This is a genomic window from Pseudomonas sp. BTN1, assembly GCF_001907715.1.
In the GTDB taxonomy this organism is placed as follows: Bacteria; Pseudomonadota; Gammaproteobacteria; order Pseudomonadales; family Pseudomonadaceae; genus Aquipseudomonas; species Aquipseudomonas paracarnis.
Genome location: NZ_MPBM01000045.1, coordinates 21,897 through 36,843 on the forward strand (window position 1 = coordinate 21,897; position 14,947 = coordinate 36,843).

The 14,947-nt window shown below is 59.3% G+C and carries 14 protein-coding genes; 10 read left to right on the forward strand and 4 right to left on the reverse strand.

The window, feature by feature from the left end:
- Positions 1-16: 16 nt before the first annotated feature.
- Positions 17-1,063, forward strand: coding sequence for a dihydroorotase (gene pyrC / locus BMH52_RS22220; RefSeq protein WP_014717142.1), 1,047 nt, complete (start codon positions 17-19; stop codon positions 1,061-1,063).
- Positions 1,060-1,731: a ribonuclease T gene (rnt, locus tag BMH52_RS22225; RefSeq protein ID WP_003188980.1), complete on the forward strand. Its 672-nt coding sequence runs from the start codon at positions 1,060-1,062 to the stop codon at positions 1,729-1,731. The genes pyrC and rnt overlap by 4 nt, the downstream gene beginning before the upstream one ends.
- Positions 1,732-1,795: 64 nt before the next feature.
- On the opposite strand, the gene BMH52_RS22230 is transcribed toward rnt, so the two are convergent.
- Positions 1,796-2,398: a peroxiredoxin gene (locus BMH52_RS22230; protein ID WP_003172097.1), complete on the reverse strand. Its 603-nt coding sequence runs from the start codon at positions 2,396-2,398 to the stop codon at positions 1,796-1,798.
- A gap of 243 nt (positions 2,399-2,641) precedes the next feature.
- Here BMH52_RS22230 and BMH52_RS22235 point away from each other — a divergent pair, with 243 nt between their 5' ends.
- A complete protein-coding gene (locus BMH52_RS22235; RefSeq protein ID WP_003188977.1) occupies positions 2,642-2,860 on the forward strand; it encodes a bacterioferritin-associated ferredoxin in 219 nt (72 codons plus the stop codon).
- Positions 2,861-3,061: 201 nt separating this feature from the next.
- Positions 3,062-3,532: a bacterioferritin gene (gene bfr / locus BMH52_RS22240; RefSeq protein ID WP_012722487.1), complete on the forward strand. Its 471-nt coding sequence runs from the start codon at positions 3,062-3,064 to the stop codon at positions 3,530-3,532.
- A 77-nt stretch (positions 3,533-3,609) separates the two neighbouring features.
- Here bfr and grxD read toward each other — a convergent pair whose 3' ends face one another.
- Both grxD and BMH52_RS22250 read right to left on the reverse strand, forming a co-directional pair.
- Complete coding sequence (gene grxD, locus BMH52_RS22245) at positions 3,610-3,948, reverse strand: Grx4 family monothiol glutaredoxin (protein WP_054898038.1); 339 nt, start codon at positions 3,946-3,948, stop codon at positions 3,610-3,612.
- Positions 3,949-4,025: 77 nt separating this feature from the next.
- A complete protein-coding gene (locus BMH52_RS22250; RefSeq protein ID WP_073845060.1) occupies positions 4,026-6,134 on the reverse strand; it encodes a molybdopterin oxidoreductase family protein in 2,109 nt (702 codons plus the stop codon).
- 433 nt (positions 6,135-6,567) lie between these two features.
- On the opposite strand from BMH52_RS22250, the gene argF reads away from it, so the two are divergent.
- Both argF and BMH52_RS22265 read left to right on the forward strand, forming a co-directional pair.
- Positions 6,568-7,488 carry an ornithine carbamoyltransferase gene (gene argF, locus BMH52_RS22260; RefSeq protein WP_003188973.1) on the forward strand — a complete coding sequence of 307 codons (921 nt, stop codon included), beginning with the start codon at positions 6,568-6,570 and terminating at the stop codon, positions 7,486-7,488.
- Positions 7,485-8,594, forward strand: a complete 1,110-nt coding sequence (locus tag BMH52_RS22265; RefSeq protein ID WP_073845063.1) for an ABC transporter ATP-binding protein — start codon at positions 7,485-7,487, stop codon at positions 8,592-8,594. The genes argF and BMH52_RS22265 overlap by 4 nt, the downstream gene beginning before the upstream one ends.
- Before the next feature lie 133 nt (positions 8,595-8,727).
- Here BMH52_RS22265 and ybaK read toward each other — a convergent pair whose 3' ends face one another.
- The gene (gene ybaK, locus BMH52_RS22270) at positions 8,728-9,198 is read right to left on the reverse strand and encodes a Cys-tRNA(Pro) deacylase (RefSeq protein WP_014717137.1); all 471 of its coding nucleotides are present in this window, start codon (positions 9,196-9,198) and stop codon (positions 8,728-8,730) included.
- A 325-nt stretch (positions 9,199-9,523) separates the two neighbouring features.
- Between ybaK and BMH52_RS22275 the strand changes: the two genes are divergently transcribed.
- The 4 genes from BMH52_RS22275 (at position 9,524) to glpD (ending at position 14,638) form a co-directional block, all read left to right on the forward strand.
- Positions 9,524-10,381 (forward strand): MIP/aquaporin family protein, encoded by an 858-nt coding sequence (locus BMH52_RS22275; RefSeq protein WP_014717136.1) that lies wholly within the window; start codon positions 9,524-9,526, stop codon positions 10,379-10,381.
- A gap of 76 nt (positions 10,382-10,457) precedes the next feature.
- Positions 10,458-11,963 carry a glycerol kinase GlpK gene (gene glpK, locus BMH52_RS22280; protein ID WP_014717135.1) on the forward strand — a complete coding sequence of 502 codons (1,506 nt, stop codon included), beginning with the start codon at positions 10,458-10,460 and terminating at the stop codon, positions 11,961-11,963.
- Between the two features lie 94 nt (positions 11,964-12,057).
- The gene (locus BMH52_RS22285) at positions 12,058-12,813 is read left to right on the forward strand and encodes a DeoR/GlpR family transcriptional regulator (RefSeq protein ID WP_014717134.1); all 756 of its coding nucleotides are present in this window, start codon (positions 12,058-12,060) and stop codon (positions 12,811-12,813) included.
- 286 nt (positions 12,814-13,099) lie between these two features.
- Positions 13,100-14,638 carry a glycerol-3-phosphate dehydrogenase gene (gene glpD, locus BMH52_RS22290; protein ID WP_073845065.1) on the forward strand — a complete coding sequence of 513 codons (1,539 nt, stop codon included), beginning with the start codon at positions 13,100-13,102 and terminating at the stop codon, positions 14,636-14,638.
- Positions 14,639-14,947: the final 309 nt, after the last annotated feature.

Here is a 14,947-nt window from a genome sequence, read left to right on the forward strand (position 1 = left end):
CCGCCTGGAATCCCCAATGTCCGACCGCCTGACCCTGCTGCGTCCCGACGACTGGCATATTCATCTTCGCGATGGTGCTGCGTTACCTCAAACCGTGGCCGATGTCGCGCGCACGTTTGGCCGCGCCATCATCATGCCTAACCTCGTACCTCCGGTGCGCAATGCCGCAGAAGCCGACGCCTATCGCCAGCGCATCCTCGCTGCGCGACCGGCCGGCAGCCGCTTCGAACCGTTGATGGTGCTCTACCTCACCGACCGCACCCAGCCTGAAGAAATCCGTGAAGCCAAGGCCAGCGGTTACGTGCACGCCGCCAAGCTGTACCCGGCAGGCGCGACCACCAACTCCGATTCCGGCGTGACCAGCATCGATAAGATCCTGCCGGCAATCGAAGCCATGGCGGAGGTCGGCATGCCATTGCTGATCCACGGGGAAGTCACCCGTGGCGATGTGGACGTGTTCGATCGCGAAAAAATCTTCATCGATGAACACATGCGTCGTGTGGTCGAGCTGTTCCCCACGCTCAAGGTGGTGTTTGAACACATCACCACCGCCGATGCGGTGCAGTTCGTCAGCGAGGCGTCGGCCAACGTTGGCGCGACCATCACGGCCCATCACCTGCTCTACAACCGCAACCACATGCTGGTGGGCGGGATTCGGCCGCACTTCTACTGCCTGCCGATCCTCAAACGCAACACCCATCAGGTAGCCCTGCTGGATGCCGCCACCAGCGGCAACCCGAAGTTCTTCCTCGGCACCGACTCGGCGCCCCACGCCCAGCACGCCAAGGAAGCCGCATGCGGCTGCGCCGGCTGCTACACCGCGTTTGCCGCCATCGAGTTGTACGCCGAAGCGTTTGAACAACGTAATGCTCTGGACAAGCTCGAAGGTTTCGCCAGCCTCAACGGCCCGCGTTTCTACGGCCTGCCGGCGAATACCGACCGCATTACCCTGGTTCGTGAAGACTGGACCGCCCCTGCCAGCCTGCCGTTTGGCGAGCTGACCGTTATCCCGCTGCGCGCCGGTGAAACACTGCGCTGGCGCCTGCTGGAGGAAAGCAAGTGAGTGAAGACCATTACGACGACGAACAAGAGCACGGCGGTGGTGGCTCGCGCCATCCGATGGCCGAGCGTTTTCGCGGCTATCTGCCGGTCGTCATCGACGTAGAAACCGGTGGTTTCAACTGCGCCACCGATGCCTTGCTGGAAATTGCCGCAACCACCATCGGCATGGACGAACAGGGCTTTGTGTACCCGGAGCACACCCATTTCTTTCGCGTCGAGCCGTTTGAAGGCGCCAATATCGAAGCCGCTGCCCTGGAATTCACCGGGATCAAGCTCGACCACCCACTGCGCATGGCGGTAAGTGAAGAAGCGGCGCTGACCGACATCTTCCGTGGCGTGCGCAAGGCATTGAAGGCCAATGGCTGCAAACGTGCGATCCTGGTCGGTCACAACAGCAGTTTCGACCTGGGCTTCCTGAACGCCGCCGTGGCGCGGTTGGACATGAAGCGCAACCCGTTTCATCCGTTCTCCAGTTTCGACACCGCAACGCTTGCAGGCCTGGCCTACGGTCAGACCGTTCTGGCCAAAGCCTGCCAGGCGGCCGGTATCGACTTTGACGGGCGTGAAGCCCACTCGGCCCGCTACGACACCGAGAAGACCGCCGAGCTGTTCTGCGGCATCGTCAACCGCTGGAAGCAGATGGGCGGCTGGGAAGACTTCAACGACTGAAGTCAAATCCCGCGCATAAAAAAACCGGCCTTTTCAGGCCGGTTTTTTTTACCGTGACGTTGGCTTACAGCTTGCCAGCGTTCTCGGTCAGGTAAGCCGCAACGCCTTCTGGCGAAGCGTTCATGCCTTTGTCGCCTTTTTTCCAGTTGGCAGGGCAGACTTCGCCGTGCTCTTCGTGGAATTGCAGCGCGTCGACCAGGCGGATCAGCTCTTCCATGTTACGGCCCAGCGGCAGGTCGTTGATGATCTGCGAGCGCACAACGCCCTTGTCATCGATGAGGAACGCGCCACGGAACGCCACGCCGCCTTCGGACTCAACGTCGTAGGCCTTGGCGATGTCGTGCTTCATGTCGGCAGCCATGGTGTATTTGACTTTGCCAATGCCGCCGTCGTTGATGGCGGTGTTGCGCCAGGCGTTGTGGGTGAAATGGGAGTCGATGGAAACCGCGACCACTTCAACGTTGCGCGCCTTGAAATCGTCCATGCGGTGGTCCAGGGCGATCAGCTCCGAAGGGCAGACGAAGGTGAAGTCCAGCGGGTAGAAGAACACCAGGCCGTATTTGCCTTTGATGGCTTCAGACAGCTTGAAGCTGTCTACGATTTCGCCATTGCCGAGGACGGCTGGTACGTCGAAATCCGGGGCTTGTTTACCGACGAGTACGCTCATTGGATATCTCCTGATATAGGGGTGACGATTGAAGTAAAAGGACCGGTCGAATCTGCCTGTGGAAACAGACAAAAATATGACGCAATCACGCTTCGTGAAGACCGACCATCATACACCGAAAAAACCGTTCGTCAGCGCACGGGCAATTCCCCCCGGATTGCTGCTGAAACTATTTTGACAATCATTCTCGTTAACATTAAGATCCATCGCACTTAAGCCATAAACCCGCGACGGTTCTCACTTATGTATGTCTGCCTCTGCACTGGCGTCACCGACGGACAAATCCGCGAAGCAATCTACGAAGGTTGCTGCAGCTATAAGGAAGTACGTGAAACCACCGGCGTTGCCAGCCAGTGTGGCAAATGTGCTTGCCTGGCCAAGCAAGTGGTACGGGAAACCCTGACGCAGCTGCAAACAGCCCAGGCCGCGCTCCCCTACCCAGCAGAATTTAAACACGCCTGAATAGGCATGTTTTGAAGAACCGGACCTAGTGTCCGGTTTTTTTATGCCATCAATTCAAATAGTTAGCGCCAAGACGCGGAACACAAACATTCTTATTCCGATTAATTTTCATTTATTATTCAATAACTTAGGTTTGACACTAGGATTTTCACCGCTCAGACTCCGCCCTATACACAGCTATTACAGGGCAGGACCCCAGTCATGAAAGGCGACATCTCAGTCATCCAGCAACTCAACAAAATCCTTGCCAATGAACTGGTCGCGATCAATCAGTACTTTCTGCATGCGCGCATGTACGACGATTGGGGCCTGGAAAAGCTCGGCAAGCGTGAATACAAAGAGTCGATCAAGGCCATGAAGGACGCCGACGCGCTGATCAAGCGCATCCTGTTCCTGGAAGGCCTGCCGAACGTACAGGACTTGGGCAAGCTGAACATCGGCGAGCACACCCAGGAAATGATCAGCAGCGACCTGGGCTTTGAGCGCAAGAGCCACAGCGATCTGAAAGCCGCTATCGCTCACTGCGAAACCAAGGGCGATTTCGGCAGCCGTGAACTGCTGGAAGATATCCTGGAAGATCAGGAAGAGCATATCGACTGGCTTGAAACCCAGTTGGGCCTGATCGACAAGGTCAGCCTGGAGAATTACCTGCAATCGCAGATGGGCGAATAACTGCGCTCGCTCCTAAAGAAAAGCTCAAAAAAAGCCCCGCTCTCTTGTGAGAAGCGGGGCTTTTTATTGCTCGCCAATTAGGCGTCAGTCTTGACTGCTGCTTTTTGCGCTGCGTCTTTGATCAGCGCTTGCAGCGAACCATCAGCTGCCATTTCAGTGATGATGTCGCTACCGCCAACCAGCTCACCGGCTACCCACAACTGCGGGAAAGTCGGCCAGTTGGCGTACTTTGGCAGGTTGGCACGGATTTCAGGGTTTTGCAGGATATCCACGTAAGCGAACTTCTCGCCACATGCCATGACTGCCTGGGACGCTTTCGCGGAGAAACCGCACTGAGGCGCGTTTGGAGCGCCTTTCATGTAAAGCAGAATGGTGTTGTTGGCAATCTGCTCTTTGATCGTTTCGATGATATCCATGGAACACCTCTGCAGGAACTTTGCGACTCACGGGTCGGCACGGTGGCGCATTGTAACGCAAAAATCCAGCAGGATGCTCAGGCCGCCGCCACCTTCACCGGTACGCCATTGAGCGCCGCATTACCCGACAACTCATCCAATTGCCGCTCGTCGGTCAAGTCATTCGCACTCGCCCCCGGCTGGTTGCTCGCGATGCTCATCTGCACGCCCGGGCGACCGTGGCCCCAGCCGTGAGGCAAGCTGACCACACCCGGCATCATGTCCGTGCTGGCCGCTACTTCCACTTCGACCATACCGATACGCGAACTCACCCGCACCCGCTGGCCATCGCTCAACTGACGGCTAGCCAGATCATCGGGGTGCATCAGCAGTTGATGGCGTGGCTTACCCTTCACCAGCCGGTGATAGTTATGCATCCAGGAATTATTGCTGCGCACATGCCGCCTGCCAATCAATAGCAGTTCGTCGGCCACCGGCACCGGCTGCGCGGCGAAACGCGCCAGGTCTGCCAGGATCACGGCCGGTGCCGCTTGCACCTTGCCATCCGCGGTTTTCAAACGTGCCGCGAGGTTGGGCTTGAGCGGCCCCAGGTCGACGCCATGGGGATGATCCGCCAGCATGGCCACCGACAGTTTATGACTGGATGCGTCACCATAGGCACCCGCACGCAGGCCAAAGTCGATCATCTGTGCCGGTGGCAGGGTGGGCTTGAGCACCGCGCCAGTGTGCGCCGCAAACGCCTTGGCCAAGCCGACAAAGATCTCCCAGTCATGCAATGCACCCTCAGGCTTGGGCAGGATGGCGCGATTGAAGCGTGTAACATTGCGTACCGCGAACAAATTGAAGGTCGTGTCGTAGTGATCGTTTTCCAGCGCCGAGGTGGAGGGCAAGATCAGGTCGGCATAACGCGTGGTCTCGTTGATATACAGGTCGATGCTGACCATGAACTCCAACCCGTCCAGGGCTTGTTCCAATTGGCGGCCATTAGGCGTGGACAGTACCGGGTTGCCGGCCACCGTCACCAGGGCGCGGATCTGCCCATCACCCTCGGTCAGCATTTCTTCGGCCAGCGCCGACACCGGCAGTTCTCCGCCGTACTCCGGCCGCCCGGACACGCGGCTCTGCCAGCGGTTGAAATGGCCGCCGCTGGTGGAGGCCACCAGGTCCACCGCGGGGCTGGTGCAGAGCGCGCCGCCGACACGGTCCAGGTTGCCGGTCACCAGGTTGATCAGTTGCACCAGCCAATGGCACAGCGTGCCAAACGCTTGGGTCGAGACCCCCATGCGGCCATAACAAACGGCCTTGTCAGCGCCGGCGAAGTCCCTGGCCAACTGGCGAATCTGCTCGGCAGGCACCGCACACTGGCGGCTCATGGCCTCGGCATCGAAGCCGGCAATCGCCTTGCGTACATCATCCAGGCCTTGCACCGGCAAATGGCTGTCGCGTGTCAGCCCTTCGGAGAACAAAGTGTTGAGCACCCCAAACAACAATGCCGCATCGCCGCCGGGGCGTACGAACACGTGCTGGTCCGCGATGGCTGCCGTCTCGCTGCGCCGAGGGTCGACCACCACCACTTTTCCGCCCCGCGCCTGGATGGCCTTGAGGCGTTTCTCCACATCGGGCACGGTCATGATGCTGCCATTGGAAGCCAGCGGGTTGCCGCCGAGAATCAACATGAAGTCGGTCTGGTCGATATCGGGTATGGGCAACAACAGGCCGTGGCCGTACATCAGGTGACTGGTGAGGTGATGAGGCAGTTGGTCTACCGAGGTCGCGGAAAAACGATTGCGCGTCTTCAACAGCCCTAGAAAGTAGTTGCTGTGGGTCATCAACCCATAGTTATGCACGCTTGGGTTGCCCTGATACACCGCCACCGCGTTCTGCCCATGCCGCGTCTGGATACCCGCAAGCCGCTCGGCCACTAGGGCAAAGGCTTCATCCCAGCCAATCGGCTGCCATTCGCTGCCCACCCGCCGCATGGGTTGGTGCAGGCGGTCCGGGTCATTCTGGATGTCCTGCAGGGCCACGGCTTTGGGGCAGATGTGGCCGCGACTGAAACTGTCCAGAGGGTCGCCCTTGATCGAGGTGATCGCCAGGCGACCGTCTTCGCCTTGGGTGGTTTCCAGGGTGAGGCCGCAGATGGCTTCGCACAGGTGGCAGGCACGGTGGTGGAGAGTCTTGGTCATGGCCAGTCTCTTTTATAGGGGCTTTGGCTCAACTATGGGCCGCGACCACTTGGGGCGCCAGCAACCTTCGCGTTGTGAATCGACAGGCATAGGCCAGGGCATGGCTAAGCATGAGCAAATGTTTCAGAAACCTTGCCAGCAGGCGCTGAAACCGACGCGGCCTGGCCCAAGCCCGCCCCCGCGCATTGCAAAAGGCCTGGACGCCAGTGTACAAATGGCTCGCTGCTGTCAGGAAATCGTCTTCAAACGCGCGCCAGCGCCCTGCTTGAACATCCCTAAAGCCGTAGCCCTATTGGTAAAACGCGACATTTAATGTCAATATCGCGTCTTCCCCTATTTCGTCGCCCCGTGCGGCTTTCGCCGCAGGTCTCGCCCGTTGTCGCAATAAACAAGGCTTTGAGTATCTGCGGTCTGTTGCAAAAGGTAGTTAATGATGAGCGCAAGGCACTTTCTCTCCCTGATGGATTGCACGCCCGAAGAGCTGGTCAGCGTGATCCGTCGCGGCATTGAGCTTAAAGACCTGCGTAACCGCGGTGTACTGTTTGAGCCGTTGAAAAACCGGGTGCTCGGGATGATTTTCGAAAAGTCCTCGACGCGCACACGCCTGTCGTTCGAAGCCGGCATGATCCAGCTGGGTGGCCAGGCCATCTTCCTGTCACCGCGCGACACCCAGTTGGGCCGTGGTGAGCCGATCAGCGATTGCGCCATCGTGATGTCGCGCATGCTCGATGCCGTGATGATCCGTACCTTCGCCCACAGCACCTTGACCGAATTTGCCGCCAACTCCCGTGTGCCCGTGATCAACGGCCTGTCCGATGACCTGCATCCCTGCCAGTTGCTGGCCGACATGCAAACCTTCCTCGAACACCGTGGCTCGATCCAAGGCAAGACCGTGGCCTGGATCGGCGACGGCAACAATATGTGCAACAGCTATATAGAAGCGGCGATCCAGTTCGACTTCCACCTGCGTATCGCCTGCCCTGAAGGCTACGAGCCCAGCGCCGAGTTCATGGCCAAGGCCGATGGCCGTGTGCAACTGCTGCGCGATCCAAAAGACGCAGTGGTCGGCGCGCACCTGGTGAGCACCGACGTCTGGACCTCCATGGGCCAGGAAGACGAAACCGCCAAGCGTCTGGCCCAATTCGCACCGTTCCAGGTGACTCGCGCATTGCTCGACCTGGCCGCGCCAGACGTGCTGTTCATGCACTGCCTGCCCGCCCACCGGGGCGAAGAAATCAGCCAGGACCTGCTCGACGATCCGCGCTCAGTCGCGTGGGACCAGGCCGAGAACCGCCTGCATGCGCAAAAAGCCTTGCTCGAATTCCTCGTCCCGCCGTCGTACCACCACGCATGAGCCAGCCATTACTGCTGAACCTGCGCAATCTGGCATGCGGCTATCAAGACCAGCGGGTGGTGCAGAACCTCAACCTGCACCTCAACGCCGGTGATATCGGTTGCCTGCTCGGCTCTTCGGGCTGCGGCAAGACCACTACCCTGCGCGCGATCGCAGGCTTTGAGCCGGTGCATGAAGGCGAAATCAGCCTGGCGGGCGAAGTCATCTCCCGCGCCGGTTTCACCCTCGCGCCGGAGAAGCGTCGCATCGGCATGGTGTTCCAGGACTACGCATTGTTCCCGCACCTGAGCGTGGCTGACAACATCGCCTTTGGCATTCGCAAACACCCGCAAAAAGAGCGCGTGGTCGCCGAGTTGCTGGAACTGGTCAACTTGAAGAACCTGGGCAAGCGCTTCCCCCATGAGCTTTCCGGTGGCCAGCAACAACGCGTCGCCCTCGCCCGCGCCCTGGCGCCGGAGCCGCAGCTGCTGTTGCTGGATGAACCCTTTTCCAACCTCGATGGGGAACTGCGCCGCAAGCTCAGCCATGAAGTGCGCGACATCCTCAAGGCTCGCGGCACCAGCGCGATCCTGGTAACCCATGATCAGGAAGAGGCCTTCGCCGTCAGCGACCACGTCGGGGTCTTCAAGGAAGGCCGCCTAGAGCAGTGGGACACGCCCTACAACCTCTATCACGAACCGCAGACGCCTTACGTCGCCAGTTTCATCGGCCAGGGGTATTTCATCCGTGGTCGGCTGAACTCGCCCGAATCGGTCAGCACTGAACTGGGCGACCTGCGCGGCAACCGTGCCTACACTTTGCCGACCGGCGCTGCGGTGGATGTGCTGCTGCGCCCGGACGACATCGTGTATGCGCCGGACAGCGCGTTGAAAGCCCGGATCGTCGGCAAGACCTTCCTCGGCGCCTCAACGCTGTACCGGTTACAGCTGCCGACCGGCGCGCAATTAGAGTCGATTTTCCCCAGCCATGCCGATCACCAAGTGGGCGCAGAGGTGGGGATCCGTGTGGCGGCTGAACATTTGGTGGTGTTCCAGGCATCCGGCAGCACAGCGGCGCAGATTCCTGCCGTTGAGTCAGGCGTGCGCCGCCACAGCGTCGCTCACTGACGAAACCGGATCAAACTGTGGGAGCTGGCTTGCCTGCGATACAGACAACTCGGGTTATCTGTTACACCGCGTTGATGCTATCGCAGGCAAGCCAGCTTCCACATTTGATCCTCATAGACTTCAAAGATGATTATCAGGCCCGCCCGATCGGTGCGAATTTGGCCTGGGTGTGTTCTGCCAGCACCGCCGCTGGCAATTCAACTTCCAGGCCTCTTCTGCCCGCGCTGACAAAAATCGTTGCAAAGGGTTGCGCCGTTTCATCGATAAACGTGCGCAGGCGCTTTTTCTGCCCCAACGGACTGATGCCGCCCAACAGATAACCCGTGGAGCGCTGCGCCGCTGCCGGGTCAGCCATTTCGACTTTCTTCACACCCGCAGCGTGAGCCAGGGCTTTCAAGTCCAGACTTCCGACGACCGGCACCACCGCCACCAACAATTCACCCTTCTCACTGCTCGCCAGCAGCGTCTTGAACACCTGGGCCGGGTCCAGGCTCAATTTCTCCGCGGCCTCCAGCCCATACGAGGCTGCCTTGGGATCATGTTCATAACTATGCACACGATGTTCGGCGCGAACTTTTTTCAACAGGTCCAATGCAGGGGTCATAGCGGCTCCGGGCGGGCAAACTGATGGCCAATTCTAGGCCAAGCCTATCTAAAACGCTCTAGCACAGACCTATTACCGCTTAAGCAACGTGCCTTGGCCATGATCATTCATCACACCAATAGTTCGGAAATGACCAATGGTTCACTTTCGACCTTTGACAGCGGTCATTCTTGTCTATATTTTTTCGTTTCCGAATACCGTAGGAATAATCCTGCGGTACTCCGCAGTAAGCCGCGATCCAGGATGGGGATCCTTCTCGTGGTGAATATCGCGCAACTGCCCGTTGAGGCCGTGCGCAAGACAAGAACAACAATTGAGGTTTTCCATGACAACTGCTCTTCAACAGCCTTCACTTTCGAGCCAATGCATGGCCGAATTCCTGGGCACCGCGCTGCTGATCTTCTTCGGCACAGGATGCGTCGCCGCGCTCAAGGTCGCGGGTGCGAGCTTTGGCTTGTGGGAAATCAGTATCATCTGGGGGGTCGGCGTGAGCATGGCGATCTACCTGAGTGCCGGTATTTCCGGGGCTCACCTCAACCCGGCGGTCAGTATCGCCCTGTGCATCTTTGCCGATTTTGAAAAGCGCAAACTGCCCTTCTATATTCTTGCCCAGGTCGCCGGCGCCTTTTGCTCCGCCGCCCTGGTGTACACGCTCTACAGCAATCTGTTTTTCGATTACGAACAAACCCACCACATGGTCCGCGGCTCCCAAGCCAGCCTGGAATTGGCCTCGGTGTTCTCCACCTATCCTCATGCGCTGCTGAGCACGGCCCAGGCATTCCTGGTGGAAATGGTCATCACCGCCATCCTGATGGGCGTGATCATGGCCCTCACCGACGATAACAACGGCCTGCCACGCGGCCCCCTGGCGCCCCTGCTGATCGGTTTGCTGATCGCGGTGATTGGTAGCGCCATGGGCCCCCTGACCGGCTTTGCGATGAACCCGGCACGGGATTTCGGCCCCAAGCTGATGACCTTTTTCGCCGGTTGGGGTGAAATGGCCTTTACTGGCGGTCGAGATATTCCTTACTTCCTGGTGCCGATTTTCGCCCCGATTGTCGGCGCATGCCTGGGTGCTGCGGCCTATCGCGGGCTGATTGCCCGCCATCTGCCGAGCGCAGCACCGGCTATCGCTGAAGAAACACCTGACACGGCTGTCAACGGCAAGACTCGTATTTCCTGAAAGCGCCAGCCTGGTCCCCTGCCCTTCGCGGCCCAGGCTGATTTCTGACTTCCTTATTTCGTCCAAGGCAATTGACATGACCGACCTTCAGAATAAGAACTACATCATTGCCCTTGATCAGGGCACCACCAGTTCCCGGGCGATCATCTTCGATCGTGACGCCAACGTGGTGTGTACCGCCCAGCGTGAATTCGTCCAGCACTACCCGCAGGCGGGCTGGGTTGAACATGACCCGATGGAAATCTTCGCCACCCAGAGCGCGGTGATGGTTGAGGCGCTGGCCCAGGCCGGCCTGCACCATGACCAGGTGGCCGCCATCGGTATCACCAACCAGCGTGAAACCACGGTGGTCTGGGACAAAATCACCGGCCGCCCGATCTACAACGCCATCGTCTGGCAGTGCCGTCGCAGTACCGAGATCTGCCAGCAGCTCAAGCGCGACGGCCATGAGCAATACATCAGCGACACCACGGGCCTTGTGACCGACCCGTACTTCTCCGGCACCAAGCTCAAGTGGATCCTCGACAACGTCGAAGGCAGTCGCGAACGTGCGCGCAATGGCGAACTGCTGTTCGGCACCGTCGACAGCTGGCTGATCTGGAAATTCACCGGCGGCAAGACCCACGTCACCGACTACACCAACGCGTCGCGCACCATGCTCTTCAACATCCACACCCTGGAGTGGGATGCGAAGATGCTGGAGATTCTCGACATCCCACGGGAAATGCTCCCTGAAGTGAAGTCATCGTCGCAAATCTATGGCCGTACCAAGAGCGGCATCGCTATCGGTGGCATTGCCGGCGACCAGCAAGCGGCCCTGTTTGGCCAGATGTGCGTGGAAGCGGGCCAGGCCAAGAACACCTACGGCACCGGCTGCTTCCTGCTGATGAACACCGGCGACAAGGCGGTGAAATCCAAACACGGCATGCTCACCACCATTGCCTGCGGCCCGCGCGGTGAGGTGGCCTATGCCCTGGAAGGCGCGGTCTTCAACGGCGGCTCCACCGTGCAATGGCTGCGTGACGAACTGAAGATCATCAACGATGCCCACGACACCGAATACTTTGCCGGCAAGGTCAAAGACAGCAACGGCGTGTACCTGGTACCCGCCTTCACTGGCCTCGGCGCGCCCTACTGGGACCCGTATGCCCGTGGCGCACTGTTCGGCCTGACCCGTGGCGTACGCGTAGACCACATTATTCGCGCAGCCCTGGAGTCGATTGCCTATCAGACCCGCGACGTCCTCGACGCCATGCAACAGGACTCGGGCGAACGCCTCAAGGCCCTGCGCGTGGACGGCGGCGCGGTTGCCAACAATTTCCTGATGCAATTCCAGGCCGACATCCTCGGCACCCAGGTAGAACGCCCGCAAATGCGTGAGACCACTGCCTTGGGCGCAGCCTACCTGGCCGGCCTGGCGTGTGGCTTCTGGGGCAGCCTGGACGAGTTGCGCGGCAAAGCAGTGATCGAGCGCGAGTTCGAACCACAGCTGGATGAAGCGGCCAAAGAAAAGCTCTATGCCGGCTGGCAAAAAGCCGTGAGCCGCACCCGTGACTGGGAACCGCACGAAGGCGCCGAATAAGCCAAGCGCTGGCTTACGGTAGGTTGTAACTGGCAGGGAGCGGATTCCTGCGTCATCATGGGCCACTTTTGTATGGCAGCCCAAAGGACGCCCCATGAATCTGCCTCCCCGCCAACAACAAATCCTCGAACTGGTCCGCGAACGCGGCTACGTCAGTATCGAGGAAATGGCGCAGCTATTCGTTGTCACCCCGCAAACCATCCGCCGCGATATCAACCAGCTGGCGGACGCCAACCTGTTGCGCCGCTACCACGGCGGCGCAGCCTATGACTCCAGTGTCGAGAATACCGCGTACGCCATGCGTGCCGACCAGATGCGCGACGAGAAGCAACGCATCGGTGAAGCCATCGCCGCGCAGATTCCCGATCATGCCTCGCTGTTCATCAACATTGGCACCACCACCGAATCCATCGCCCGGGCGCTGCTCAATCACAACCACCTGAAAATCATCACCAACAACCTCAACGTTGCCACCATGCTCAGCGCCAAGGACGACTTCGATGTGTTGCTCACCGGCGGCAATGTGCGCCGTGACGGTGGCGTGGTGGGCCAAGCCAGTGTCGACTTCATCAACCAGTTCAAGGTCGACTTTGCCCTGGTGGGCATCAGCGGGATCGACGAGGACGGCAGCCTGCTGGACTTCGATTACCAAGAAGTGCGGGTTTCCCAGGCCATCATCGCCAATGCGCGGCAAGTGATTCTGGCGGCAGACTCCAGCAAATTCGGGCGCAATGCCATGATTCGCCTGGGGCCGATCAGCCTGGTGGACTGCCTGGTGACTGACCAGCAGCCGGTGCCGGCCTTGGTGCAAGTGCTGAATGAGCACAAGGTGCGGCTGGAAGTCGTGTAGCGCCTGTACCGCCGCCTTCGCGAGCAAGCCCGCTCCCACATTTGACCGCATTCCTATGTTGGAACTCGATCAAATGTGGGAGCGGGCTTGCTCGCGAAGGCGATCTATCTGGTAGCCCCTACCTCAAGCCTGCCCCAGGCTAATGTTCATAAATTTTCCTTTCTCCGCCCTTCGATGAGTTTTTTCAATCGAAGTCGGGTGGCTGTGCCCGCAATTATCAGCTACCATTTTCGCAAATGAACATTAATGTTCGAATTCCAAGACGAAAAGATCGCGAGGCCAGCCGATGAACCCTTCCACCTTGCCTGCTCCACCGCTTGCCGAAGTCTATGACGTTGCCGTAATTGGTGGCGGGATCAATGGCGTCGGGATTGCGGCAGACGCAGCCGGTCGCGGTTTGTCGGTATTCCTTTGCGAAAAGGATGACTTGGCCAGCCACACCTCTTCAGCTAGCAGCAAGCTGATCCATGGTGGCCTGCGTTACCTGGAACACTACGAATTCCGCCTGGTGCGTGAAGCCCTGGCAGAACGGGAAGTGCTGCTGGGCAAAGCGCCGCATATCGTCAAGCAAATGCGCTTCGTACTGCCGCATCGCCCGCACCTGCGCCCGGCGTGGATGATTCGCGCCGGCTTGTTCCTGTATGACCACTTGGGCAAGCGCGAGAAACTGGCAGGCTCCAAAAGCCTCAAGTTCGGTGCTGACAGCCCGTTGAAAAGCGAAATCACCCAAGGTTTCGAATACTCCGACTGCTGGGTCGATGATGCTCGCCTGGTCGTGCTCAACGCCATGGCGGCCCGCGAGAAAGGCGCGCACATCCACACGCAGACCCGTTGCGTCAGCGCCCATCGCAGTAACGGCCTGTGGGAAATGAACATGGAGCGTGCCGACGGCAGCCTGTTCTCGATCCGCGCCCGCGCCCTGGTGAATGCTGCCGGCCCTTGGGTAGCCAAATTCATCAAGGACGACCTGAAGCTGGATTCGCCCTACGGCATCCGCCTGATTCAAGGCAGCCATCTGATCGTGCCGCGCCTGTACAAAGGCGCCCACGCGCATATCCTGCAGAACGAAGACCAGCGCATCGTCTTCACCATTCCGTACCTGAACCACTTGACTATCATCGGCACCACCGACCGCGAATACACCGGCGACCCGGCTGCAGTGGCGATCACCGAAGGTGAAACCGACTACATGCTCAAGGTGGTCAACGCGCACTTCAAGAAACAACTGAGCCGTGACGATATCGTCCACACTTACTCCGGCGTGCGCCCGCTGTGCAACGACGAGTCCGACAACCCATCGGCCATCACGCGCGATTACACCCTGGCCTTGTCCGGCGGCACCGGCGAAGCGCCGATCCTGTCGGTATTCGGCGGCAAGCTGACCACCTATCGCAAACTGGCCGAGTCGGCCATGGCCCAACTGGCGCCGTACTTCACCCAGATGCGCCCTAGCTGGACCGCCACGGCCAGCCTGCCCGGCGGTGAAGACATGACCACCCCTGAAGCCCTGGCTGACGCCATCCGCGCCAAGTTCGACTGGGTACCGAGCGAGATCGCCCGCCGCTGGTCCACCACTTACGGCAGCCGCACCTGGCGCTTGCTGGAGGGCGTGCAAACGCTCGCCGATCTGGGTGACCACCTGGGTGGCGGCCTGTATAGCCGCGAAGTCGACTATCTGTGCGCCGAAGAGTGGGTGACGCAACCGCAGGACGTGCTGTGGCGCCGTACCAAGCTTGGCCTGTTCACCACCGAGCAGGAGCAGGAAAACCTGCAACGCTATTTGTCCAAGGTCGAGCAGAACCGCAGCAAGATCGAAGCGGCCTGACCGCCTGACTGTAGGAGCGAGCTTGCTCGCGAAAAACTAGAGAGCGCCGCGTTTATTCAGCATAAACGCGGCGTTTTTGCGTTTTTCGCGAGCAAGCTCGCTCCTACAGACTATTCGGTTTTCCGAACGTGCCCCTCAACTCTATTCGGTTTGCCGGATCAAAGACCGAAAATATCACCGAAACAAAAAGTTAATTTCCATATAAATCATGCAGTTATCCTTTTATTTTCGGTATGGCACGACTCATGCTCTACACTCTTCAACGATTGCCTGAGGCGCCTTAGGAGCCGTCACGGGCAGTTGCTGTAC

Excerpts from the sequence above, each read along its gene's own strand:
- glpD (WP_073845065.1), top strand. The coding sequence starts at position 13,100 with ATGAACCCTTCCACCTTGCCTGCTCCACCGCTTGCCGAAGTCTATGAC.
- glpK (WP_014717135.1), top strand. The coding sequence starts at position 10,458 with ATGACCGACCTTCAGAATAAGAACTACATCATTGCCCTTGATCAGGGC.
- bfr (WP_012722487.1), top strand. The coding sequence starts at position 3,062 with ATGAAAGGCGACATCTCAGTCATCCAGCAACTCAACAAAATCCTTGCC.
- BMH52_RS22275 (WP_014717136.1), top strand. The coding sequence starts at position 9,524 with ATGACAACTGCTCTTCAACAGCCTTCACTTTCGAGCCAATGCATGGCC.
- BMH52_RS22230 (WP_003172097.1), bottom strand. The coding sequence starts at position 2,398 with ATGAGCGTACTCGTCGGTAAACAAGCCCCGGATTTCGACGTACCAGCC.
- BMH52_RS22265 (WP_073845063.1), top strand. The coding sequence starts at position 7,485 with ATGAGCCAGCCATTACTGCTGAACCTGCGCAATCTGGCATGCGGCTAT.
- BMH52_RS22250 (WP_073845060.1), bottom strand. The coding sequence starts at position 6,134 with ATGACCAAGACTCTCCACCACCGTGCCTGCCACCTGTGCGAAGCCATC.
- ybaK (WP_014717137.1), bottom strand. The coding sequence starts at position 9,198 with ATGACCCCTGCATTGGACCTGTTGAAAAAAGTTCGCGCCGAACATCGT.
- argF (WP_003188973.1), top strand. The coding sequence starts at position 6,568 with ATGAGCGCAAGGCACTTTCTCTCCCTGATGGATTGCACGCCCGAAGAG.
- pyrC (WP_014717142.1), top strand. The coding sequence starts at position 17 with ATGTCCGACCGCCTGACCCTGCTGCGTCCCGACGACTGGCATATTCAT.
- grxD (WP_054898038.1), bottom strand. The coding sequence starts at position 3,948 with ATGGATATCATCGAAACGATCAAAGAGCAGATTGCCAACAACACCATT.
- BMH52_RS22285 (WP_014717134.1), top strand. The coding sequence starts at position 12,058 with ATGAATCTGCCTCCCCGCCAACAACAAATCCTCGAACTGGTCCGCGAA.
- BMH52_RS22235 (WP_003188977.1), top strand. The coding sequence starts at position 2,642 with ATGTATGTCTGCCTCTGCACTGGCGTCACCGACGGACAAATCCGCGAA.